The sequence below is a fragment of the Pseudomonas sp. B33.4 genome, assembly GCF_034555375.1.
Lineage (GTDB): Bacteria > Pseudomonadota > Gammaproteobacteria > Pseudomonadales > Pseudomonadaceae > Aquipseudomonas.
Genome location: NZ_CP140706.1, coordinates 974,936 through 998,314, shown reverse-complemented (window position 1 = coordinate 998,314; position 23,379 = coordinate 974,936). Strand labels below are relative to the sequence as shown.

General features: G+C 60.0%; 19 protein-coding genes. 7 read left to right on the top strand and 12 right to left on the bottom strand.

Annotation, left to right across the window (positions count from 1 at the left end; genetic code table 11):
- The first annotated feature begins 47 nt into the window (after positions 1-47).
- Positions 48-572, top strand: a complete 525-nt coding sequence (yjgA, locus tag U6037_RS04235; protein ID WP_007915377.1) for a ribosome biogenesis factor YjgA — start codon at positions 48-50, stop codon at positions 570-572.
- A 95-nt stretch (positions 573-667) separates the two neighbouring features.
- Here the strand turns inward: yjgA and tldD are convergent, their stop codons facing one another.
- From tldD to mreB, 8 genes are all read right to left on the bottom strand, one after another.
- Entirely contained in the window at positions 668-2,110 is a 1,443-nt protein-coding gene (tldD, locus tag U6037_RS04230; protein WP_034154473.1) for a metalloprotease TldD, read from the bottom strand.
- A gap of 4 nt (positions 2,111-2,114) precedes the next feature.
- Positions 2,115-2,975, bottom strand: coding sequence for a carbon-nitrogen hydrolase family protein (locus U6037_RS04225; protein WP_322845906.1), 861 nt, complete (start codon positions 2,973-2,975; stop codon positions 2,115-2,117).
- A 131-nt stretch (positions 2,976-3,106) separates the two neighbouring features.
- The gene (locus U6037_RS04220; RefSeq protein WP_322845905.1) at positions 3,107-6,913 is read right to left on the bottom strand and encodes a YhdP family protein; all 3,807 of its coding nucleotides are present in this window, start codon (positions 6,911-6,913) and stop codon (positions 3,107-3,109) included.
- A gap of 75 nt (positions 6,914-6,988) precedes the next feature.
- Positions 6,989-8,446, bottom strand: a complete 1,458-nt coding sequence (gene rng / locus U6037_RS04215; RefSeq protein WP_016984169.1) for a ribonuclease G — start codon at positions 8,444-8,446, stop codon at positions 6,989-6,991.
- 58 nt (positions 8,447-8,504) lie between these two features.
- The gene (locus U6037_RS04210; protein ID WP_322845904.1) at positions 8,505-9,101 is read right to left on the bottom strand and encodes a Maf family protein; all 597 of its coding nucleotides are present in this window, start codon (positions 9,099-9,101) and stop codon (positions 8,505-8,507) included.
- Between the two features lie 37 nt (positions 9,102-9,138).
- Positions 9,139-9,630: a rod shape-determining protein MreD gene (gene mreD, locus U6037_RS04205; protein ID WP_064387931.1), complete on the bottom strand. Its 492-nt coding sequence runs from the start codon at positions 9,628-9,630 to the stop codon at positions 9,139-9,141.
- Complete coding sequence (mreC, locus tag U6037_RS04200; protein ID WP_322845903.1) at positions 9,630-10,736, bottom strand: rod shape-determining protein MreC; 1,107 nt, start codon at positions 10,734-10,736, stop codon at positions 9,630-9,632. Before mreC ends, mreD begins: the two co-directional genes overlap by 1 nt.
- A 171-nt stretch (positions 10,737-10,907) precedes the next feature.
- Positions 10,908-11,945 (bottom strand): rod shape-determining protein MreB, encoded by a 1,038-nt coding sequence (gene mreB / locus U6037_RS04195; RefSeq protein WP_002555108.1) that lies wholly within the window; start codon positions 11,943-11,945, stop codon positions 10,908-10,910.
- Positions 11,946-12,156: 211 nt separating this feature from the next.
- Between mreB and gatC the strand changes: the two genes are divergently transcribed.
- The 6 genes from gatC (at position 12,157) to U6037_RS04165 (ending at position 17,509) form a co-directional block, all read left to right on the top strand.
- Positions 12,157-12,444: an Asp-tRNA(Asn)/Glu-tRNA(Gln) amidotransferase subunit GatC gene (gene gatC, locus U6037_RS04190; RefSeq protein ID WP_322845902.1), complete on the top strand. Its 288-nt coding sequence runs from the start codon at positions 12,157-12,159 to the stop codon at positions 12,442-12,444.
- A 16-nt stretch (positions 12,445-12,460) separates the two neighbouring features.
- A complete protein-coding gene (gene gatA / locus U6037_RS04185; protein WP_322845901.1) occupies positions 12,461-13,912 on the top strand; it encodes an Asp-tRNA(Asn)/Glu-tRNA(Gln) amidotransferase subunit GatA in 1,452 nt (483 codons plus the stop codon).
- A gap of 146 nt (positions 13,913-14,058) precedes the next feature.
- Positions 14,059-15,504 (top strand): Asp-tRNA(Asn)/Glu-tRNA(Gln) amidotransferase subunit GatB, encoded by a 1,446-nt coding sequence (gatB, locus tag U6037_RS04180; RefSeq protein ID WP_150774071.1) that lies wholly within the window; start codon positions 14,059-14,061, stop codon positions 15,502-15,504.
- Positions 15,505-15,652: 148 nt separating this feature from the next.
- Positions 15,653-16,027, top strand: coding sequence for a septal ring lytic transglycosylase RlpA family protein (locus tag U6037_RS04175; RefSeq protein ID WP_322845900.1), 375 nt, complete (start codon positions 15,653-15,655; stop codon positions 16,025-16,027).
- A 46-nt stretch (positions 16,028-16,073) separates the two neighbouring features.
- Positions 16,074-17,135: a calcium/sodium antiporter gene (locus U6037_RS04170; RefSeq protein WP_322845899.1), complete on the top strand. Its 1,062-nt coding sequence runs from the start codon at positions 16,074-16,076 to the stop codon at positions 17,133-17,135.
- Complete coding sequence (locus U6037_RS04165; RefSeq protein WP_141127763.1) at positions 17,132-17,509, top strand: carboxymuconolactone decarboxylase family protein; 378 nt, start codon at positions 17,132-17,134, stop codon at positions 17,507-17,509. Before U6037_RS04170 ends, U6037_RS04165 begins: the two co-directional genes overlap by 4 nt.
- An 84-nt stretch (positions 17,510-17,593) precedes the next feature.
- Here U6037_RS04165 and U6037_RS04160 read toward each other — a convergent pair whose 3' ends face one another.
- From U6037_RS04160 to U6037_RS04145, 4 genes are all read right to left on the bottom strand, one after another.
- Positions 17,594-18,535: an AEC family transporter gene (locus U6037_RS04160; protein ID WP_322845898.1), complete on the bottom strand. Its 942-nt coding sequence runs from the start codon at positions 18,533-18,535 to the stop codon at positions 17,594-17,596.
- A gap of 266 nt (positions 18,536-18,801) precedes the next feature.
- Complete coding sequence (gene garD / locus U6037_RS04155; RefSeq protein WP_322845897.1) at positions 18,802-20,355, bottom strand: galactarate dehydratase; 1,554 nt, start codon at positions 20,353-20,355, stop codon at positions 18,802-18,804.
- Positions 20,356-20,366: 11 nt separating this feature from the next.
- Complete coding sequence (locus U6037_RS04150; RefSeq protein WP_064119343.1) at positions 20,367-21,731, bottom strand: MFS transporter; 1,365 nt, start codon at positions 21,729-21,731, stop codon at positions 20,367-20,369.
- Between the two features lie 143 nt (positions 21,732-21,874).
- A complete protein-coding gene (locus U6037_RS04145) occupies positions 21,875-23,320 on the bottom strand; it encodes an aldehyde dehydrogenase family protein (RefSeq protein WP_322845896.1) in 1,446 nt (481 codons plus the stop codon).
- Positions 23,321-23,379: the final 59 nt, after the last annotated feature.

The following is a 23,379-nucleotide window of genomic DNA, read 5'->3' as shown; positions in this document are numbered from 1 at the left end:
GGCCCCCGACTGGTTATCATGGCGGCGTTTCTTTGCGGACTGCCACCATGGTTGATTCTTACGACGACTCCCTCGATACGGGAGAAAAAAGCAAATCTCAGGTCAAACGCGAGCTGCATGCTCTGGTTGACCTCGGCGAGCGCCTGACAACACTCAAGCCTGACTTGATCGCAAAACTGCCGCTGACCGACGCCATGCGCCGGGCTTTGGCCGATGCGCCCAAGCACACCGCGAACATCGCGCGTAAACGGCATTTGCAGTTCATCGGCAAACTGATGCGCGACCAGGACACGGACGCCATTCTCACGTTGCTCGATCAACTCGATGCCTCTACTCGTCAGTACAACGAGCGTTTCCACAATCTCGAACGCTGGCGTGATCGCCTGATCGCAGGCGACGATGCCGTGCTGGAGAAGTTCGTCGTCGAGTACCCGGACGCCGATCGCCAACAACTACGCTCCCTGATCCGTCAGGCTCAGCACGAGGTTGCGCAAAACAAACCTCCTGCTTCCAGCCGCAAGATCTTCAAGTACATCCGTGAGCTGGACGAGACTCAACGCGGTCTGCGTTGAGATATCGCCACTTGTAGGAGCTGCCGCTGGCTGCGATCTTTTGACTTTGATTGTTAAAAGATCGCAGCCTTCGTCAGCTCCTACAGCTGGTTCATTTATGCGCCCGTGCCACCCACGGTGATCGCATCGATTTTCAGCGTCGGCTGACCCACGCCTACCGGCACCGACTGCCCATCCTTACCGCACGTGCCCACACCGCTGTCCAGCGCCAGATCGTTACCGACCATCGACACCCGGCTCATTGCCTCAGGGCCGTTGCCAATCAACGTCGCGCCTTTGACCGGCGCGGTGATCTTGCCGTCTTCGATCAGGTACGCCTCGCTGGTGGAGAACACGAACTTGCCGCTGGTGATGTCGACCTGACCGCCGCCGAGGTTGGCGCAGTAGATGCCCTTCTTCACCGAAGCAATGATTTCCGCCGGATCGCTTTCGCCGCCGAGCATGTAGGTGTTGGTCATGCGTGGCATTGGCAGATGCGCGTAAGACTCGCGACGACCGTTACCGGTGCGAGCCACCCCCATCAGACGCGCATTAAGCTTGTCCTGCATGTAGCCCTTGAGTACGCCGTTTTCGATCAGCGTGGTGCACTCGGTCGGGGTGCCCTCGTCGTCGACGCTCAGCGAACCGCGGCGGCCGCTCAATGTGCCGTCATCGACGATAGTGCAAAGTTTCGAGGCAACCATTTCGCCCATGCGCCCGCTGTAGGCCGAACTGCCCTTGCGGTTGAAGTCGCCTTCGAGACCGTGGCCGACGGCTTCGTGCAACAGCACACCGGACCAGCCCGAACCCAACACCACCGGCAACGTACCGGCCGGTGCCGGAATTGCTTCCAGATTCACCAGCGCTTGGCGCAAGGCTTCGCGGGCATAACCCATGGCGCGGTCTTCGGCGAGGAAATAACGGTAGTCGGTACGCCCGCCGCCGCCATGCCCGCCACGCTCGCGACGGCCATTCTGCTCAACAATCACACTGACGTTGAAACGCACCAGCGGGCGCACATCCGCCGCCAGGCCGCCGTCGGTGGACGCCACCAGAATGCGTTCCCAGACGCCAGCCATGCTGACGCTGACTTGCTGGATACGCGGGTCGAGTGCGCGGGTAGCCACATCGATACGCTTGAGCAGTTCAACCTTCTCGGCGCGGCTCAGCACTTCCAGCGGGTTGTCCGGCGCGTACAATTGCGCGACATCCTGCGTGGTGAACGCTTGCACCGTGCCGTTCTGGCCGGCGCGGGAGATCGAACGCGCGGCACGGGCCGCTGCGCCGAGGGCTTCGAGGGTGATCGCGTTGCTGTAGGCGAAACCGGTTTTTTCACCGGACTGCGCACGTACGCCGACACCTTGGTCGAGGTTGAAGCTGCCTTCCTTGACGATGCCATCTTCCAGCGCCCACGACTCGGAGATCTGGCCTTGGAAATACAGGTCGGCGGCATCAATGCCCGGGCCGGCCAGATCGCCGAGCACGCCTTGCAGGCTCTCGATCGTCACGCCGCCGGGCGCCAACAGGTGATCACTGACTGAGGACAACAACTCGCTCATAGGTTTACGCCTTAAATTCGTGTTCTGAAGCAGGCCGCTGGGCGCCCTGCGAGAAAAACCGCCGATGACTGGTCACCGGCATTCGCGCCCTGATGGACGCTTGTTCAATACTGTCGCGTTCGGCCAACAACACCGCTTCGCCTTGATCCTGACTCGCCAGCACGCGGCCCCACGGGTCGATAATCGCCGCATGGCCGAAGGTTTCGCGCGGTCCCGGATGGGTCCCGCCTTGCGCGGCGGCCAGCACATAACACTGGGTCTCGATGGCCCGCGCGCGAATCAGCACATCCCAATGCGCTGCGCCGGTCACCGCAGTAAAGGCCGACGGTGCGGTGATCAACTCGGCACCGGCGGCACGCAATTCGCTGTACAGCTCGGGAAAGCGCAGGTCATAACACACGGTCAGACCGAGCTTGCCCACCGGCGTGTCGGCAACCACCACGCCACTGCCATAAGCATAGTCATCGGATTCGCGATAACGGCCGCGATTGTCCGCCACATCGACATCAAACAGATGCAACTTGTCATAGCGTGCAACGATTTCGCCATGCTCATTGACCAGCAGCGAGCAGGCATTGGCCTTGGCCGTCGGTTGATTGACCGGCGGCAACGGCAAAGTGCCGGCCACTATCCATAACTTGAGGTCGCGGGCAGTCTGTTTCAACCACGGCAGGATCGGTCCTTCGCCGAGCGCCTCGGCACGGCCGATGTCAGCAACGTCACGACGGCCCATGGCGGCGAAGTTTTCCGGCAGCACCGCCAGCTTCGCGCCGCCGGCAGCAGCCTGTTCGAGCAGGCGTCGGGCCTGAGCCAGATTGGCCAGCACGTCGCTCTGGCTGACCATTTGAATCACCGCTAAAGACATGGCTACTCCTCGGAATCTGCGCATAACTGTGTAGGAGCTGCCGCAAGCTGCGATCTTTTGATCTGGCGCTTAAAAACAAAATCAAAAGATCGCAGCCTTCGGCAGCTCCTACCAGGGGTAGTGTCTGCTAGTTAAAAAGGCTTGTCGAAGGTGATTTTCGGCTCTTTCCATGGACCTTTGACGGTGTATTTCACACTGGCAAAGCGCGCCACACGATCACCGATGAGCTTGTCGATCAGGAACAGTGCGCCGCCAACTGCCGGTGCGCCAACGATCAGCGCAGCGATCGGCAGGTTGTTGGTCACCGGTAACGTCACCAGCAATTTGGCGTCGACCTTGTCGCCGACCAGATCCAGCGTGCCATCCAGTTCCAGGTTGCTCGAAGGACCGGTCAGGCGAATCGGCTCGCGAGTCACATACACGCCGTTGTTTGCCACCAACAGGCCTTTGACCCGGTCGTAGCTCAAGCCTTTGCCAAACAGATCAGAGAAATCCAGACGCAGCCGCCGGCCGATGGAGTTGAAGTTAAGCAGACCGAACACCCGCAATGCCTGCGCGCCACCCTCCACTTCAACAAACTGGCCTTTGTTCAACGACGCATCGAGCGTACCGGAGAAGCGCTTGGTCGCCAGCCATGCCGGCGAGCCGGGCCAGCGGCCATCGACGTCCATGTGGAATTCTTCGCTGGTCACGCTCGGGGCAAAGCCCCAGCCCTTGAGGACATCAGCGAGGTTCTTGCCGCCAATCCGGCCTTTGAACCAACTGTTGGTCGCACCCGGCGAGCCTTCCCAGCCGCCATTACCCTGCAAAAGGATGCCTTTGAGGCCCATGTCCAGGTTGTTCAGGGCGATGCCTTTGGCGGTGGGGCGCACCTTCAGCGACCAGCCGCCAACCAGATCCGGGCCGAGGAACAGTTGATTGATGGTGATATCCAGCGCCGGAATTTTCGTCGGATCGACCGAAACCAACGGATCCGGCGAATTCTCGTCAGCCTGAACCGTCGGGTCCGGCGCTGGCAGTTTCACGTACTGCAGATTGACGGCAATCGGCACGCCCTTGGCGTCCGGCAGGCTCGCCGAGCCTTTCGCCTGTTGACTGTCGAGGGACAGATTCCATGTACCCGGCTTGCGATTGAGCTGCATCGACGCCTGATCCAGCGTAGTCCCGAATGCCGTGAGTTTGCCGACCTTGAAATCAGCACTGTTGAGCAATTGCTTGGCGCTGCCACCCGGATCCTGTCCGGCGTATTTATTGACCAGATCCTGCCACGGCGCGACGTCCAGCTCCGAGAGCACACCGCGAATCCGCAAGCCTTTGGCGCCCGGCAGCACCGCTTCGCCGGCTCCAAGGAACAACTCGCCACGGCCATCGGCAAAATTGCTCGGCGGCGCGGCAAAGGTGAAATTGGCCAGTTGATCGTAATTGACCCAGTAACGCCGCTCCTGCCCCTGCAGGGTCATGCGAAACACCGTGTCGCGACCGACATCTGCCGCCATGCCGAACGGCGCCGGCAGATCCACCGCCACGCCTTTCATGCTGGAACTGACCATCAACTGGCTGTCGGCGCCGTCCAGATTCAACTGCAACTGGTAAGGAATGGTTCCGGAAACCGGCAATGGTTGCGTCACACCCAGCCAGTCGGTGAGTTTCTTCACTTCGACCTGACCGGATGCCGCAACCCGTGTCTTCAGTTTGCCGGGGCTGCCATCAGCGAAAATTTGCGCAGTCACGGGCTTGTCGAATGCACGCGCCGCGATGTTCTGCCCGCTGAGTCCTTTGGCACTATCAAAGCGGAAATCGCCTTTGAGCTGAGTCAGTTCCAGCTTCGGCTCAACCAGTTTCAGGCGCGCGTTGGCCGTTTTGAAGTCGACGAGGATTTTTGGCTGGTCGCCGCCCTTGTCCAGCGGGATATCGAGTTTAAGCTTGCCTTGCAGATCGCCCGCGCCTTCCCAACCGGCGAAGGTTTCACCGGTGCCGATCGGGGCGTCCTGAAGAATTTTCAGGCCATCGCCGAGGCCGCCGGCAAAGCCGCCATCGAGATACATGTGCGTGTGTTGCCCGGCCGGTACGTGGGGAATATTGACGAAGACATCGCTGACCTGCGTGTCGAGCAACTGGCCCTTGTCGGCCCAGATCCGCACACCGCTGTCTTCGATGAACACGTCACCACTGACCTTGCTCACGTGCGGCCAGCCTGGCTGGAAGGCCAGTTCAGCGTCATGCACTTTGAAGAACAGACTGATGCTGCGGTCGGCCTCCCCGGCGTTCTTGTTCAGCGAGCCCTGATACTGGAAGAAACCCTGATCGACTGCGCCTTTGAGGATCGCGGTACGCAGCCACTCATCGAGCGCCGGACTGAGGACTTCGGGCAGGTATTTGGCGGTGTAGCGACCGTCGCCCTCGACCAGACCGACCCGCAGGTCCATGTAATCTTCCTGGCTATGGTCGAAATGCAGACGAATCAGGAAATCACCGGCAATCTTGCCCTCTTCGCCGAGCACCTTCAGGTACGGCGCGATCAGGGTGAAGCCGTCTTTATCGAGTTTCCAGGTCAGGCGGGCGTTGGCCTGAATGTACCGCCATGGCTTGGCGAAAATCGGGTCGAGGTGCAGGACAAAATCCTTGCTGTCCATGCGCAATTCGCCACCGTCGAGGTTGCCGCTGAGGCTGCCGCTGACGTTTCGTGCTGCCGGAGCGCCGTGGTAGGCGTCGAAACCGACATTGTCCAGATTGGTCGCGAAGCTGAATTTGTTGCCATCGGTGGCGTTGGGGCGAAAATCCAGCAGCACGTTGCGCAGACCACCAGTGACGTTCAAATGATCAACGGCCGTGGCGAAACCTTGTGGTAACGGCCCCAAGGCATTCAGCAGTGGAGTGATCGGGGTCAGATCGAGACGATCCGCCTGCAAGTGCCAGAGCTCGGCCACCTTGTCGGTCGCGCGCGTCTGCTTCAGCTGTACATGAGACTCCCAACGGTTTTCAGCGAAATTCATCGCCAGCGAATCGAGGGTGAGGGTCGCGCCCTCGGCACTGTTCTCGTAGTAGGCATTAAGCGCCAGATTATTGATCTGGATCGGCTTGCGATCGGCATACGCGCCGGTCAATTGCGGCGCATTCAAACGAAGCGCCGCACTTTGCAGTGTGCCCTTGGCCCAGTTGACCCAGAGTTCACCACCGGCCTTGATCTCGGAAAAATTCCATTGCTGAGTAAGGCGTTCCGGCAGCCACTTCGACCAGTCGCTTTGCGGCAGGCTGGCATAGCCATCGATCACACTGTCCTGCCATTGCTCAGGGCGAATTCGCGTGCGCAGGCTCAGTGCAACAGGCTGGCCATCCGGCAGGGTCAAACGGGCATCGAGCCGCTGCCGGCTGGCGCCGGTTTTCAGATTAAGACCGACATACGTGAGCGTCAGCGGCGCGTGATCCTGCGGCTGCAAGGTCACCTGACTGTCGAGCACCGACAGTTGCTGAATCATCTGCGAGCGATTGAACAACTGCTGCGGATCGAGCGGCTGGTCGTTCTGCACCGGCAAACCTTCCAGCGCCCAACTGCCGTCTTCTGCCTCTTTAAGGCTGATTTTCAGACCGTTGAGTTCAAGGTGGGCAATACGCACTTCGCGAGCCAACAGACTGGCCCAGAGGTCCGGTACCGCTCGCACGCGGTCCAGACGCAAGGCATTGGCGCCGTCGCCGACCATCACATCATGGGCCAGCAGGATCGGCGCAAAACCGCTCCAGTTGCCTTCCAGTTCGCCGATCTGCAACGGCATGCCGAGGGCGGCGCTGGCCTTGTCTTCTATATCGGCACGATATTCGGCCACCAGCGGGGTCAGCTCACGGCCAAGACTGACGTACAACGCCATCAACACCAGAACCAACGCGCACAGGCCCAGCCCCCAACGGGTGAGTGCGGCCAGAATGCGTGTCAGACGCTCCATGTCAGATGGCTCCCATGGCAAAAATACTGCGAAAAGCTGAGGCCAGCCGCGGTGGAATAAACGTGACGCAGGGGATCAGAGCAGCACCACGTCATATTGTTCCTGGGAATACATGGTTTCCACCTGGAAGCGTATGGTGCGACCGATAAACCCTTCAAGCTCGGCGACGTTACCGGATTCTTCATCCAGCAAACGATCGACCACTTTCTGATTCGCCAACACCCTATACCCCTCGGCCTGATAGGCGCGAGCTTCACGCAAGATCTCGCGGAAGATCTCGTAACAGATGGTTTCCGGGGTTTTCAGCTTGCCGCGCCCCTGACAGCTGCTGCACGGTTCACACAGCACTTGTTCGAGACTTTCGCGGGTGCGCTTGCGGGTCATCTGCACCAGGCCCAACTCGGTAATGCCGATGATGTTGGTCTTGGCGTGATCGCGCTCCAGTTGTTTTTCCAAAGTGCGCAGCACCTGGCGCTGGTGCTCTTCATCTTCCATGTCGATGAAGTCGATGATGATGATCCCGCCCAGATTGCGCAGGCGCATTTGTCGGGCAATCGCGGTAGCGGCTTCGAGATTGGTCTTGAAGATGGTTTCTTCAAGGTTGCGATGACCAACGAACGCGCCGGTGTTCACATCGATGGTAGTCATGGCTTCCGCCGGATCCACCACCAGATAGCCACCGGATTTCAGCGGCACCTTGCGTTCGAGGGCTTTCTGGATTTCGTCTTCGACGCCGTACAGGTCGAAAATCGGTCGTTCACCCGGGTAGTGTTCCAGACGATCGGCGATTTCCGGCATCAGTTCGGCGACGAACTGCGTGGTTTTCTGGAAGGTTTCCCGCGAGTCGATACGGATCTTCTCGATTTTCGGGTTGACCAGGTCACGCAACGTACGCAACGCCAGACCGAGGTCTTCGTAAATCACGCTCGGCGCGCCGATGGTTTTGATCTGCTCGTTGATCTGATCCCACAGGCGTCGCAGATAACGGATGTCCATGAGGATTTCATCGGCGCCAGCGCCTTCGGCGGCGGTGCGCAAAATGAAACCGCCCGCCTCCTTGATCCCTTCCTTGGCCACACAATCGCTGACCACCTGCTTGAGGCGTTCGCGTTCGGCTTCGTCTTCGATTTTCAGCGAGATACCGACGTGAGCGGTACGTGGCATATAGACCAGATAGCGCGACGGAATCGACAACTGCGTAGTCAGGCGCGCGCCTTTGGAACCGATCGGATCCTTGGTGACTTGCACCACCAGGCTCTGGCCTTCGTGCACCAGTGCACTGATGCTTTCCACCGCTGGGCCTTCGCGCAGGGAGATTTCGGCGGCGTGAATGAATGCCGCGCGATCCAGGCCGATGTCGACGAACGCGGCCTGCATGCCCGGCAGTACCCGAACAATCTTGCCTTTATAGATGTTGCCGACGATCCCGCGTTTTTGCGTGCGCTCGACGTGGACTTCTTGCAGCACACCGTTTTCGACCACCGCCACGCGCGACTCCATCGGCGTGATGTTGATCAGAATCTCTTCACTCATGGCAGGATCTCGTTCAGGCATGTTCACGATAATGGCCGCATCTGGATTCGTACGACGCTTATTGCGCGTTCAGGTTTTGCCAACAGGGTATGCCGAAATGGCCCAACAGTTCTGCGGTTTCGCAAACAGGCAGCCCGACGACTGCCGAGTAACTGCCATTGAGCCCGGCGACAAACACCGCACCGAGCCCCTGAATACCATAGCCGCCGGCCTTGTCATGCGGTTCACCGCTGGCCCAATAGGCGGCAGCTTCATCGCCGTTGATCGGCCGGAACCGCACCAGACTGCGCACCACCCGTGACTCGCAACGCTCGCCTTCGAGCACGGCGATGGCGGTCAGCACTTCATGCTCCTTGCCGGACAACATCATCAGCATGGCGCATGCATCGGCTTCGTCCACCGGTTTGCCAAGAATTTTGCCGTCCAGCACCACGGCGGTGTCGGCACCCAGCACGCAGAATGGCTGAGCAGACACGACGCTACGGCGCCCGGCCTCGGCCTTGCCGCGCGCCAGCCGTTCGACATAGGCCGACGGCGATTCGTCAGTTAATGGGGTTTCGTCGATATCCGCACTGATGGCGGTAAACGCAATGCCGATCTGCGTGAGCAATTCACGGCGACGCGGCGATCCGGAGGCGAGGTAAAGCGGCTTCATCAAAACATCTCCCTGTTCAGTGCCCTGCTTCACCGGCTCAATTGATTTTGTAGCGTCGGCGCAATCCGCGTAGGGCAAAGCTGACCCAAGGCCAGAGCAAGGCACTGACCAGCGCCGGAAGCACCAGTGCCAACGTTGGCTGACGGTTGCCGGTCAAGGCGCTGAGCCACAATTGCACCAGTTGCGCGAGGCCGAAGATCACCAGAATCACCAGGCACTGCTGCCACATGGGGAACATTCGCAGGCGTTGCTGCAACGACAGCACCAGGAACGTGATCAAGGTCAGGATCAGCGCGTTCTGACCGAACAAGTCGCCCTGCAGCACGTCTTCGGCCAGGCCCAGGCAGAACGCGGTGACCATGCCGACCGTGTGCGGCATGTACAGAGCCCAGAATGTCAGGAGCAAGGCCAGCCATAACGGGCGCAGGATCTCCATGAAAATCGGCAACGGTGACACGCTGAGCAACAGGCCAACAAGAAACGTCAGCCAGACAATCCAGCCGTTTCGCGATGCGGTAGCCCCGACCATTATTCTTGTCTCCCGGTTGTCGCCGGTGCGCCGACAGGCGGTTTGGCCGCAGGTCGTGCAGCGGGCTGGGCAGCTGGAGGTTTACTTGCCGCCGGCGTCGCCGGTGGTTTGGCTGCCGCTGGCGGTTTGCTCGCAGCCGGTTTGGCCGGCGCCGCACTGGCCGCAGGCACTGCCGGCGTGGCAGTGACTGGCGCCGCCGTCGCGCCAGGTGGGGTTACGGTCTTCGGCACGGTGGCCGGAATAATCGGGCCACCGCCAAAGGCATCAAGATTTTCCTGGGCTTGCGCAGCATCGTTGGCGCGCTCTTCGGCGGTGCGGTTGTCGCTGAACACCAGCAGCAGGTAGCGGCTACGGTTGAGTGCGGCAGTCGGCACGGCGCGTACGATCGCGAACGGCTGGCCGGAATCGTGGATGACTTCCTTCACCGTGGCGACTGGATAACCGGCCGGGAAGCGCTGGCCGAGACCGGAACTGACCAGCAGATCGCCTTCCTTGATATCGGCCGTGTCGGCGACGTGACGCAGTTCCAGGCGCTCCGGGTTACCGGTGCCGCTGGCAATAGCCCGCAGACCGTTACGGTTGACTTGTACAGGAATGCTGTGGGTGGTATCGGTCAACAGCAATACACGGGAGGTGTAAGGCATCAACTCGACTACCTGACCCATCAGACCGCGCGCATCGAGCACCGGCTGCCCGAGCACCACGCCATCGCGCTCACCTTTATTGATGATGATGCGATGGGTGAAGGGATTAGGGTCCATGCCGATCAGCTCGGCCACTTCGACCTTTTCGTTGACCAGCGCAGAGGAATTGAGCAACTCGCGCAGCCGAACATTCTGCTCGGTAAGGGCGGCAAGCTTTTGCATGCGACCCTGATACAGCAGGTTTTCGGTTTTGAGTTTTTCGTTTTCGGCGACAAGTTCGGTGCGACTGCCGAACTGGCTGGCAATCCCTTCCCACAGGCGTCCCGGCAGGTCGGTAATCCAGTAGGCGTCCATCAACACCAGCGACGCTTGTTTGCGCGCGGGCTTGAGCAAGTCGAAGCGGGCATCGACCACCATCAGCGCGACCGACAGCACGGCCAGCACCAACAGGCGCACACCCAACGAAGGGCCTTTGGCGAAAAGCGGTTTAATAAGCCGCTCCTCCCAGGCAAATGTTCTGTTTATTCATACGGCATCAAACCGGCCTGGATGAAGACTGACAGAAGATAAACGCCAACAGGCAGCACTGCAAAGTGCTGCCTGCGCGTTCACCCACGTATTGCACTCGGCGACTTATTCGCTCGAGAGCAGGTCCATGGTGTGCTTATCCATCATTTCCAATGCACGGCCACCGCCGCGAGCAACACAGGTCAGCGGATCTTCGGCAACGATCACTGGCAGACCGGTTTCCTGGGCCAGCAACTTGTCGAGGTCACGCAGCAGCGCGCCACCACCGGTCAGCACCAGGCCACGCTCGGCGATGTCGGAAGCCAGTTCCGGCGGCGATTGCTCCAGCGCACTTTTCACGGCCTGAACGATGGTCGCCAGAGACTCTTGCAGAGCTTCCAGCACTTCGTTGGAGTTCAGGGTGAATGCGCGTGGAACGCCTTCGGCCAGGTTGCGACCGCGAACGTCGACTTCGCGAACTTCGCCGCCCGGGTAGGCCGTGCCGATTTCCTGCTTGATGCGCTCAGCGGTGGACTCACCGATCAGGCTGCCGTAGTTACGACGCACGTAGGTGATGATCGCTTCGTCGAAACGGTCGCCGCCAACACGCACGGATTCGGCATAGACCACACCGTTCAGGGAGATCAGCGCGATTTCGGTAGTACCACCACCGATATCCACGACCATCGAACCGCGCGCTTCTTCGACCGGCAGACCTGCACCGATCGCAGCAGCCATTGGCTCTTCGATCAGGAACACTTCACGAGCACCGGCACCGAGGGCCGATTCACGGATGGCACGACGCTCAACCTGGGTGGATTTGCATGGAACGCAGATCAGCACACGAGGGCTAGGCTGCAGAAAGCTGTTTTCGTGAACCTTGTTAATAAAGTATTGCAGCATCTTTTCGCAGACGCTGAAGTCGGCGATCACGCCGTCTTTCATCGGACGAATGGCAGCAATGTTGCCCGGCGTACGGCCGAGCATGCGCTTGGCCTCGGTGCCGACAGCAACGACACTTTTCTGGTTACCGTGTGTCCGAATGGCCACAACCGATGGCTCATTCAGGACGATACCGCGCTCGCGCACGTAAATAAGGGTGTTGGCAGTGCCCAGGTCAATGGAAAGATCGCTGGAAAACATGCCACGCAGTTTCTTGAACATGGGAAAGGGACCCTAGGCAACGCGTGGGTAAAAAAGTGCGGCAAACTCTAACAACGACAGGGATTTTGGGCAAGGCGCCAATATGTTAAATTGGCCGCTTTTCTGTGCACCAAGCCCCACAATCGCGGCCTTATGACCGTAGAAGTGCGGTAGTGTTCCGACAATCTAACACACGGACGCCGTCCGTTCTGTTTTCCACTGGAGAATCCCGATGGCGCTAGAACGCTCCGACGTGGAAAAAATCGCTCATCTGGCCTGCCTTGGCCTCAATGATGCCGATCTTCCACACATTACTTCCGCTCTCAACAGCATTCTCGGTCTGGTCGACGAAATGCAGGCTGTTAATACCGACGGAATCGAGCCTCTGGCCCACCCGCTGGAAGCCAGTCAGCGCCTGCGCGTCGACGTCGTGACCGAGAGCAATCACCGCGAGGCCTACCAGTCCATCGCACCAGCGGTCGAAAACGGCCTGTATCTGGTTCCGAAAGTCATCGACTAAAGGGAAAGAGCCTGCAATGCATCAAATGACTCTGGCCGAGATCGCCCGCGGTCTCGCCGATAAAAAGTTTTCCTCCGAAGAGCTGACCAAGGTCCTGCTGGCGCGTATTACCCAGCTTGATCCGCAGCTCAACAGTTTCATCAGCCTCACCGAAGAGCTGGCCCTCGAGCAGGCGAAAGCCGCCGATGCACGCCGCGCCAACGGTGAGAGCGGCGCCCTGCTCGGTGCGCCGATCGCTCACAAAGACCTGTTCTGCACCCAGGGCATTCGCACCAGCTGCGGCTCGAAGATGCTCGACAACTTCAAGGCTCCGTACGACGCCACCGTGGTTGCAAAACTGGCGGCTGCCGGCGCTGTGACCCTGGGCAAGACCAACATGGACGAATTCGCCATGGGTTCGGCCAACGAGTCGAGCTGGTACGGCGCGGTGAAAAACCCGTGGAACCTGGAACACGTTCCGGGTGGCTCGTCCGGTGGTTCGGCGGCGGCAGTTGCCGCTCGTCTGTTGCCCGCGGCGACGGCCACCGACACTGGTGGTTCGATTCGTCAGCCGGCAGCATTCACCAACCTCACCGGCCTGAAACCGACCTACGGTCGTGTTTCGCGCTGGGGCATGATCGCTTACGCCTCCAGCCTCGATCAGGGCGGTCCGTTGGCGCGCACGGCCGAAGACTGTGCAATTTTGTTGCAAGGTATGGCCGGCTTCGATCAGAACGACTCCACCAGCATCGATGAGCCGGTGCCGGATTACTCCGCAAGCCTCGGCGATTCGCTGCAAGGCCTGCGCATCGGCGTGCCGAAGGAATACTTCAGCGCCGGTCTCGACCCGCGCATCGCCGAGCTGATCCAGAACAGCATTAAAGAGCTGCAGAAGCTCGGTGCCGTGATCAAGGAAATCAGCCTGCCGAACATGCAGCACGCGATCCCTGCGTACTACGTGATCGCGCCGGCAGAAGCCTCTTCCAACCTGTCGCGTTTCGACGGCGTGCGTTTCGGCCATCGCTGCGAGCAACCGAAAGACTTGATCGACCTGTACAAACGCTCCCGTGGCGAAGGCTTCGGCCCGGAAGTCCAGCGCCGGATCATGGTCGGTGCCTACGCGCTGTCCGCCGGTTACTACGACGCCTACTACCTGAAAGCGCAGAAGATCCGTCGCCTGGTGAAGAACGACTTCATGGCGGCCTTTAATGAAGTCGACGTCATCCTCGGCCCAACCACGCCGAACCCGGCCTGGAAGCTTGGCGCCAAGAACAGCGACCCGGTCGCAGCCTATCTGGAAGACGTCTACACCATCACCGCCAACCTCGCGGGCCTGCCGGGCCTGTCGATGCCGGCCGGTTTTGTCGACGGTTTGCCGGTTGGCGTGCAATTGCTCGCGCCGTATTTCCAGGAAGGCCGTTTGCTCAACGTTGCCCACCAGTATCAGTTACACACTGACTGGCACACCCGCACCCCGCAGGGGTTTTGAAACTGCTGCGCTCGGTAATGCTGCGTTGAAAACTGGCTCGTAATGCTCATTGACTAAAGTCAACTCCGCTTACTCGCCAGTTTTCGCCTTGCCCTACCTTCGCTCGCGACGTTTCAAAATCCCCAGCAAAAGGCTAGGAGACACACATGCAATGGGAAGTCGTGATCGGGCTGGAGATTCACACTCAGCTCACTACCCGATCGAAAATCTTTTCCGGTAGTTCCACCACATTCGGCTCCGAGCCGAACACCCAGGCCAGCCTGATCGATCTGGGCATGCCCGGCGTGTTGCCGGTGCTGAACCAGGAAGCGGTGCGCATGGCGGTGATGTTCGGTCTGGCGATTGACGCCGAGATCGGTCAGCACAACGTGTTCGCCCGTAAAAACTACTTCTATCCGGATCTGCCGAAGGGCTATCAGATCAGCCAGATGGAATTGCCGATCGTCGGCAAGGGTCACCTGGACATCGCCCTGGAAGACGGCACCGTCAAACGTGTCGGCATTACCCGCGCGCATCTGGAAGAAGACGCCGGCAAGAGCCTGCACGAAGAATTCAACGGTGCCACCGGCATCGACCTGAACCGCGCCGGCACGCCGCTGCTGGAAATCGTTTCCGAGCCGGACATGCGCAGCGCCAAGGAAGCCGTGGCTTACGTCAAGGCGATCCACGCACTGGTGCGTTACCTCGGTATCTGCGACGGCAACATGGCCGAAGGCTCGCTGCGTTGCGACTGCAACGTGTCGATCCGTCCGAAAGGCCAGGTTGAATTCGGCACGCGCTGCGAGATCAAGAACGTCAACTCGTTCCGCTTCATCGAGAAGGCGATCAACTCCGAGATCCAGCGTCAGATCGAGCTGATCGAAGACGGCGGCAAAGTGATCCAGCAGACCCGTCTGTACGATCCGAACAAGGACGAAACCCGTCCGATGCGTTCGAAAGAGGAAGCCAACGACTACCGTTACTTCCCTGATCCGGACCTGCTGCCGGTGGTTATCGAGGAATCGTTCCTCGGCGAGGTGCGTGCCACCCTGCCGGAACTGCCGCCGCAAAAACGCGAGCGCTTCCAGGAGCAATTCGGTCTGTCGGTCTATGACGCCAGCGTGCTGGCCACCAGCCGCGAGCAAGCCGACTACTTTGAGAAAGTCGCAGCCATCGGCGGCGACGCCAAACTGGCGGCGAACTGGGTGATGGTCGAGTTGGGCAGCCTGCTCAACAAGCAAGGCCTGGACATCGACGAGTCGCCGGTTTCCGCTGAACTGTTGGGCGGCATGCTACAACGCATCAAGGACAACACCATCTCCGGCAAGATTGCCAAAGTGGTGTTCGAAGCGATGGCCAACGGCGAAGGCAGCGCAGACGAGATCATCGAAAAACGCGGCCTGAAGCAAGTCACCGACAGCGGCGCGATCTCGGCCGTACTGGACGAAATGCTCGCGGCCAACGCCGAGCAAGTTGAACAATATCGTGCGGCTGATGAAGCCAAACGCGGCAAGATGTTCGGCTTCTTTGTGGGTCAGGCGATGAAAGCGTCGAAAGGCAAAGCCAACCCGCAGCAAGTGAACGAACTGCTGAAAAGCAAGCTCGAAGGCTGATGAAAATGGAGCCAGCCCCCAAACCTGGCTCCATACCCTGTAGGAGTGAGCCTGCTCGCGATAGCGCAATGTCAGACACTGAAAGGTTGACTGTCTTACCGCTATCGCGAGCAGGCTCACTCCCACATTTGATTCGGGAAACCTTTGAATGAAGCGTTTGTTCATCAGCTGCGCCCTGCTCTCCTTGCTGGCCGGTTGCGCCAGCACCGACACCATCGACCCGCACGGTTACGACCAGACCGGCGTCGCTTCCTATTACGGTGCCAAGCACCACGGTAAACGCACCGCCAGTGGCGAAGCGTTCAACCAGAATTCCCTGACCGCCGCCCACCGCCAGCTGCCCTTTGGCACGCGGGTGAAGGTCACCAACCTGAAAAACGATGAGTCCGTCGTGGTCCGCATCAATGATCGTGGCCCGCATACCCGTGGACGCCTGATCGACGTGTCCCGCGAGGCCGCCGAACAGCTCGGCATGCTGCGCAGCGGCACCGCACGGGTTCGCGTGCAAGCCCTCGACGACTGATGGAGCGCCGACCATTTTCGGACTAGCCGACTTACCCCTGATCAGCGTGATCGAACTGCTGGCCGGCCTGTGCCTGCTGATCTTCGGCGCCGAACTGATGGTACGCGCAGCGGTGCGTCTGGCGGCGCGCCTGCATGTGCGGCCGCTGATCATCGGCCTGACCATCGTCGCCCTTGGCAGCAGCGCGCCGCAAATGGCCGTCAGCCTGCAGGCAGCGTTAGCGCACAACCCGGACATTGCGGTCGGCAGCGTGGTCGGCAGCAGTATCTTCAATATCCTCGTCACCCTCGGCCTGTCGGCGCTGATCATTCCGCTGCGCGTCTCGCGGCAACTGGTGCGGCTCGATATTCCGCTGATGATCGGTGCCACCCTGCTGGTGTTCGTCCTGGCCTGGAATGAAGAGATCGGTCGCTTCGACGGCCTCCTGCTGCTGGGTGCACTGGCGTTGTACCTCGGCCTGCTGCTACGGCAATCGCGGCACTCGACGCGGCCGCACTCGGAACATGCCGAAGCAGTGCAAGCCTCGTGGATCAGCAGCTTGCTGATGATCGTTATCGGTCTGGCAATGCTGGTATTCGCCGGGCATCTGCTGCTGAGCGCTGCCGTCGTGGTGGCCACGGATCTGGGATTCTCCGAGCGAGTGATCGGCCTGACCGTGGTCGCCGTCGGCACCTCTCTGCCGGAACTGGCAACCTCGCTGATCGCGGCATTGCGCGGGCAACGCGACATCGCCGTGGGCAACGTGATCGGCGCCAACCTGTTCAATCTGCTCGGGGTGCTCGGCCTGACCGCACTGATTGCGCCGACACCGCTGTCGGTATCGCCGAACGCACTGGATTTCGACCTGCCGGTGATGCTCGGCGTCGCCGCGTTATGCCTGCCGGTGTTCTATTCCGGCTATCGGGTAACGCGCGCCGAAGGTTTGTTGCTGCTCGGTTTGTATCTCGTTTACGGGCTGCACGTGGTGTCGTTCACCACCGGCATGCCGCTGGCCGGCAAGCTGGAGCGGCTGATGCTGTTTTATGTCCTGCCGACGCTGTTGACGTTTTTGCTGTTCACGTCGATCCGCGCCTGGCGCCGCCAACACCACAAGAGTGAAAAACCATGACCGAATCGAAGAAGTCCGGGGTTGAAATCCGCCGCCAGGTAATGGGCGATGCATTTGTTGATCGCGCGCTGGGCAACGCCACCGAGTTCACCCAGCCGCTGCAGGATTTCGTCAATGAGCATGCCTGGGGTGGCGTGTGGAATCGCGAAGGCCTGCCGCTGAAAACCCGCAGCCTGATCACCCTCGCCGCGTTGACGGCGCTGAAGTGCCCGCAAGAATTGAAGGGCCACGTGCGCGGTGCGCTGAACAATGGCTGCACGGTGGACGAGATTCGCGAGGCATTGCTGCATTGTGCGGTGTATGCCGGCGTGCCGGCGGCGATCGATGCGTTTCGTGCGGCGCAGGAAGTGATCGACAGTTACGAGAAAAGCTAAAAGATCGCAGCCTTCGGCAGCTCCTACATGGAAATGCGGTCTCCTGTAGGAGCTGCCGCAGGCTGCGATCTTTTGATCTTGCCTTTATATCCACCCACCCCACTGCAAAACGAAGATCCCGACGTTGGTGGTAATCGCCGCCATCAACGTCGTCATCACGATAATCGCCGCCGCCAGCTCATGATTGCCCTGCGCCGCCCGGGCCATGACAAAACTCGCCGCCGCCGTCGGGCTGCCGAAGTACAGAAACAGAATCCCCAACTCCGCGCCGCGAAATCCCCATAACCACGCCCCCAGCGTCGCCAGCACCGGCAAACCGATCATCTTCACCAGGCTGGAACTGAGCGCCATGCTACCGCTCTTGCGCAACGCCGCCAGTGACAGCGTGCCGCCAATGCAGATCAGCGCCAGCGGCAAGGTGGTCTGCGCCAGATACTGACCTGACGTCTCCAGCCACCCCGGCAAGCCAATTTTGAAATAGGCAAACGGCGCCGCCGCAATCACGCTGATGATCAGCGGATTGCTGAACACGCTTTTGCAGATGCTCCACGGATCGGACTTGATCACCGGGCTGTACACCGCCAGCACGATGGTCGACAGGGTGTTGTAAAACAGGATCACCAACGCTGCGAGAATCGCCCCGAGGGAAATCCCGTAATCGCCGTACATGCTCGCCGCCAGTGCCAGACCGATCACGCCGTTATTGCCGCGAAACGCGCCTTGGGTGTAGATGCCGCGATCTTCACGCGGGCATTTGAAAATCGCCCACCCCCAGGCCAGGGCAAAACTCACCAGCGTGGCGAGGGAGAAGTAGATCAGCAGGGACGGTTGCAGCGCAGCATGCAGATCGGCGTGCAGAATGCCGAGAAACAGCAGCGCCGGCATGGTCACGTTGAACACCAGCGACGACGCGGTGTGGATGAAGTTGTCGTTGATCCAGTCGATGCGCTTGAGCAACACACCGAGAAACAGCATGGCAAACACCGGCGCGGTGATGTTCAGGGTTTCGAGGAAAATTGCCAGCATGCCGGGGAGCCTTGGGTGAGCGTCGTTAGGGGGCTAATGATAAGCCAAAAGCGTCAAAAGCCCCTCACCCTAACCCTCTCCCCGAGGGAGAGGGGACTGACCGAGGTGTCTTGTGTCATACATCGACCTGCAAGACCGAGTCGATTATGGATTCGGCAAAGCACTTTCAGGTCGATGTACTTCTTAAATATTCCCGGATCGGCCCCCTCTCCCCCCGGGAGAGGGCTGGGGTGAGGGTAGTTTTTGCTCCTCCCCTCAAAAAACCATCAAGTAATCGGCGCCGGATTGAACAACGTAATGTCGTTATGCAGCTTGTGCTTCTCCGCCCAGGTCTGCTGTTTGCCGCTGGCAACATCCAGATAGTAGTGAAACAACTCCCAACCCAACTCCTCGATGGTCGCGCGCCCGGTGGCAATCCGCCCGGCATCAATGTCGATCAGATCCGGCCAACGCTGCGCCAACTCCGTCCGCGTCGAAACCTTCACCACTGGCGCCATCGCCAAACCATACGGCGTACCTCGCCCGGTGGTGAACACATGCAGATTCATCCCGGCCGCCAACTGCAAAGTGCCGCAGACAAAATCACTCGCCGGCGTCGCACAGAAAATCAAACCCTTCTGCTTGAAGCGCTCGCCAGGGCCAAGCACACCATTGATCGCGCTGCTGCCGGATTTGACGATCGAGCCCAGCGACTTCTCGACAATGTTCGACAGTCCGCCCTTCTTGTTCCCCGGCGTGGTGTTGGCGCTGCGATCCGCTTCACCCTTGGCCAGGTAACGGTCGTACCAGTCCATCTCGCGCACCAGCTCTTCAGCGACGGTTTTGGTTTGCGCGCGGGAAGTCAGCAGGTAAATCGCATCGCGCACTTCGGTGACTTCGGAAAACATCACCGTCGCCCCGGCACGCAATAGCAAGTCCGAGGCATAACCCAACGCCGGGTTGGCGGTGATCCCGGAAAACGCATCGCTGCCACCGCATTGCATGCCGAGAATCAGCTCGGACGCCGGCACGGTTTCGCGGCGGCGCTGGTCGAGTTTCTTCAAACGGACTTCGGCCAGCGCCATGATCTGCTCGATCATCTCGGTAAAACCGTGACTGGAATCCTGCAAGCGATACAGCCACGGATCGCTGAGATCCACCGACGCATCGTCCTCATGCATCACCTGCCCGGCCTGCAATTTCTCGCAACCCAGACTGATCACCAACGCTTCACCGCCCAGATTCGGGTTGCGCGCCAGATTGCGCACGGTGCGAATCGGGATGTAAGCGTCGGTGGCCGTAATGGCCACGCCGCAGCCGTAACTGTGAGTCAGCGCCACCACGTCATCGACGTGCGGGTACTTCGGCAGCAGTTCTTCCTTGATGCGTTTTACCGCGTGATCAAGCACGCCGGTAACGCACTGCACGGTGGTGGTGATGCCGAGAATATTGCGCGTGCCGACGGTGCCATCAGCGTTGCGATAACCCTCGAACGTGAAGCCTTCCAGCGGTGCCTGCGCGTCCGGCACCTCGGTGGACAGCGGCAAGCTGTCCAGTGGCGGCGCGGTCGGCATGCGCAGTTGATCTTCCTTGACCCAACTGCCCCGACGAATCGGCTGCAACGCGTAGCCAATCACCTGACCGTAGCGAATCACCTCGCCGCCCTCGGGAATGTCTTCCAGAGTGACCTTGTGGCTCTGCGGCACGAATTCCAGCGTCACCAGGCCATCGGCAAATTCAGTGCCGGCCGGTGCGCCCTGGTCGTTGACCACTACCACCACATTGTCCCGCTCGTGCAGGCGGATGTGGCGCGGCGAGTCGGAATGTTCAATCAACTGCATGACGCCGCTCCTCAGGAATGCGCTTGAGACAATTTGCCGGTGGCTTCAGTACCGCCATTGGTTGGCGGCTCTTTGAGTACCACGCGTTTGATCGGGCCAACGATGACCAGATAGCTGAACACCGCCACCAGTGCGTTGGCACCGACAAACACCAGCGCCCACTTGAACGAACCGGTGGAGCTGATGATGTAGCCAATCACGATCGGCGTGGTAATCGAAGCGATGTTGCCGAAGGTGTTGAACAGGCCACCGCTCAGACCGGCGATCTGTTTTGGCGAGGTGTCGGAAACCACCGCCCAACCCAATGCGCCAACGCCTTTGCCGAAGAAGGCCAGAGCCATGAAGCCAACCACCATCCATTCCACATCGACATAGTTGCAGGCAACGATGCTGCTCGACACCAGCAGGCCAGCGATGATCGGTGCTTTGCGGGCGAAGGTCAGCGAGTGGCCTTTGCGCAACAGGTAATCGGAAATCACCCCGCCGAGCACGCCGCCGATGAAGCCGCAGATCGCCGGCAACGAGGCGATGAAACCGGCCTTGAGAATGGTCATGCCACGCTCTTGCACCAGGTACACCGGGAACCAGGTCAGGAAGAAATAGGTGATGCCGTTAATGCAGTATTGACCCAGATACACGCCAAGCATCATGCGGTTGGTCAGCAACTGACGGATGTAGTCCCACTTCGGGCCATCAGCCTTTTTGCCTTGCTTGACGTCCATGTCGACCATGCCGCCGTTGTCGGCGATGAACTGCACTTCCGCTTCGTTGGCCATCGGATGTTGACGCGGGCTGTGGATAACCTTCAACCAGATCCCCGAGAAGACGATGCCGAACAGGCCCATGACGATGAACACGTGTTCCCAGCCGAAGGAGTAAACGATCCAGCCCATCAGCGGTGCGAACAACACGGTGGCAAAGTATTGCGCCGAGTTGAAAATCGCCGAAGCGGTACCGCGCTCAGCAGTCGGGAACCAAGCCGCAACGATGCGCGCGTTACCGGGGAAGGACGGCGCTTCAGCCAGACCGACCAGAAAGCGCAGCATGAACAGCGCAACAATCGCCGTGGACATGCCGAATTCACCGACAAAGCCTTGCAGCACGGTGAACAGCGACCAGGTAAAAATGCTCAGGGCATAGACTTTTTTCGAGCCGAAGCGATCGAGCAGCCAGCCACCGGGGATCTGCCCGGCCACGTAGGCCCAACCGAATGCGGAGAAGATGTAGCCGAGGGTGACCGCGTCGATGCCCAGATCTTTTTGCAGGCTGGAGCCGGCGATGGCGATCGTGGCGCGGTCGGCGTAGTTGATCGTGGTCACCAGAAACAGCATGAGCAGGATCAAATAGCGGACGTGAGTCGGCTTGGACGATTGCATGTAGATGTACTCCCACTGATTATTTTTATGCGCGGGTGAATCTTCTTTGGTATTCCCTGTAGGAGCTGCCGAAGGCTGCGATCTCTTGATCTTGATCTTAAAGATCGCAGCCTTCGGCAGCTCCTACAGGGGTATTGCGTGTATCAGGAACCGATGTAGCTGGTCTTCACGACCGTGTAGAACTCTTGCGCATAGCGGCCTTGCTCACGTGATCCATAGGATGAACCTTTACGCCCACCAAACGGAACGTGGTAATCCACGCCAGCCGTCGGCAGGTTGACCATGACCATCCCGGCTTGCGAATGCCGCTTGAAGTGGTTGGCGTACTTCAGCGAAGTCGTCGCGATACCCGCCGACAGACCGAACTCGGTGTCGTTGGCCATCGCCAGCGCCGCGTCGTAATCGGCCACGCGAACAATGTTGGCCACCGGGCCGAAGATTTCTTCGCGGCTGATGCGCATCGACGCTTCACTGTCGGCAAACAGGGTTGGCGCGAGGTAGTAGCCTTCGGTGTCGCAGGTCACCAAGCCGCCGCCGCTGACCAGACGCGCACCTTCGGACTGGCCGATGTCGATGTACTTCATGTCCTGTTCCAGCTGCGCCTGAGAAACCACTGGACCGATGTCGGTGCCGGACTTCAGCGCGTGACCGACCTTGATCGACTTCATGCGCTCGGCCATGGCCTCAACGAATTTGTCGTGAATTCCGGTGGTGACGATCAAACGGCTGGAGGCAGTGCAACGCTGGCCGGTGGAGTAGAACGCGCTCTGCACCGACAGCTCGACCGCTTGTTTGAGGTCGGCGTCGTCGAGAATGATCTGCGGGTTCTTGCCGCCCATTTCCAGCTGCACCTTGGCCTGGCGCGACACGCAGTTGACCGCAATCTGACGACCCACGCCCACCGAACCGGTGAAGCTGATGCCGTCGACTTTCGGGCTTTGCACCAGTGCATCGCCAACCACGCGACCGCTGCCCATGACCAGGTTGAACACGCCGGCCGGGAAGCCTGCGCGGGAGATGATTTCTGCCAGTGCCCAGGCGCAACCCGGTACCAGATCGGCGGGTTTCAGCACCACGCAGTTGCCGTAGGCCAGCGCTGGAGCGATTTTCCATGCCGGAATGGCGATCGGGAAATTCCACGGAGTGATCAGACCGACCACACCCAGTGCTTCGCGGGTGACTTCGACGTTGACGCCCGGACGCACCGACGGCACGTAGTCGCCGGACAGACGCAGGCATTCACCGGCGAAGAACTTGAAGATGTTGCCGGCGCGAGTCACTTCGCCGATGGCTTCGGGCAGGGTCTTGCCCTCTTCCCGGGCCAGCAAGGTGCCGAGTTCTTCGCGACGGGCGAGGATTTCCGTACCGACTTTATCCAGCGAATCGTGACGGGCCTGAATGCCCGAAGTCGAATACGCCGGGAATGCCGCACGGGCGGCGTCGATGGCGGCGTGAACCTGAGTCAGATCAGCCTTGGCGTAGTCGCCGATGGTGTCGCTCAGTTCGGATGGGTTGATGTTGGCCGAGTAGTCGGCACCGGCAACCCATTCGCCGTTGATGTAGTTGTCGTAGCGTTTTGCATTTGTCACAGGGGCAGCCCTCAAAACTAAAAGCCTTTACGCAAAAAGCCGCTGATTACTCAGCGGCC

Coding starts and splice junctions, on each gene's coding strand:
- yjgA (WP_007915377.1), top strand. CDS start 48: ATGGTTGATTCTTACGACGACTCCCTCGATACGGGAGAAAAAAGCAAA.
- tldD (WP_034154473.1), bottom strand. CDS start 2,110: ATGAGCGAGTTGTTGTCCTCAGTCAGTGATCACCTGTTGGCGCCCGGC.
- U6037_RS04225 (WP_322845906.1), bottom strand. CDS start 2,975: ATGTCTTTAGCGGTGATTCAAATGGTCAGCCAGAGCGACGTGCTGGCC.
- U6037_RS04220 (WP_322845905.1), bottom strand. CDS start 6,913: ATGGAGCGTCTGACACGCATTCTGGCCGCACTCACCCGTTGGGGGCTG.
- rng (WP_016984169.1), bottom strand. CDS start 8,446: ATGAGTGAAGAGATTCTGATCAACATCACGCCGATGGAGTCGCGCGTG.
- U6037_RS04210 (WP_322845904.1), bottom strand. CDS start 9,101: ATGAAGCCGCTTTACCTCGCCTCCGGATCGCCGCGTCGCCGTGAATTG.
- mreD (WP_064387931.1), bottom strand. CDS start 9,630: ATGGTCGGGGCTACCGCATCGCGAAACGGCTGGATTGTCTGGCTGACG.
- mreB (WP_002555108.1), bottom strand. CDS start 11,945: ATGTTCAAGAAACTGCGTGGCATGTTTTCCAGCGATCTTTCCATTGAC.
- gatC (WP_322845902.1), top strand. CDS start 12,157: ATGGCGCTAGAACGCTCCGACGTGGAAAAAATCGCTCATCTGGCCTGC.
- gatA (WP_322845901.1), top strand. CDS start 12,461: ATGCATCAAATGACTCTGGCCGAGATCGCCCGCGGTCTCGCCGATAAA.
- gatB (WP_150774071.1), top strand. CDS start 14,059: ATGCAATGGGAAGTCGTGATCGGGCTGGAGATTCACACTCAGCTCACT.
- U6037_RS04175 (WP_322845900.1), top strand. CDS start 15,653: ATGAAGCGTTTGTTCATCAGCTGCGCCCTGCTCTCCTTGCTGGCCGGT.
- U6037_RS04165 (WP_141127763.1), top strand. CDS start 17,132: ATGACCGAATCGAAGAAGTCCGGGGTTGAAATCCGCCGCCAGGTAATG.
- U6037_RS04160 (WP_322845898.1), bottom strand. CDS start 18,535: ATGCTGGCAATTTTCCTCGAAACCCTGAACATCACCGCGCCGGTGTTT.
- garD (WP_322845897.1), bottom strand. CDS start 20,355: ATGCAGTTGATTGAACATTCCGACTCGCCGCGCCACATCCGCCTGCAC.
- U6037_RS04150 (WP_064119343.1), bottom strand. CDS start 21,731: ATGCAATCGTCCAAGCCGACTCACGTCCGCTATTTGATCCTGCTCATG.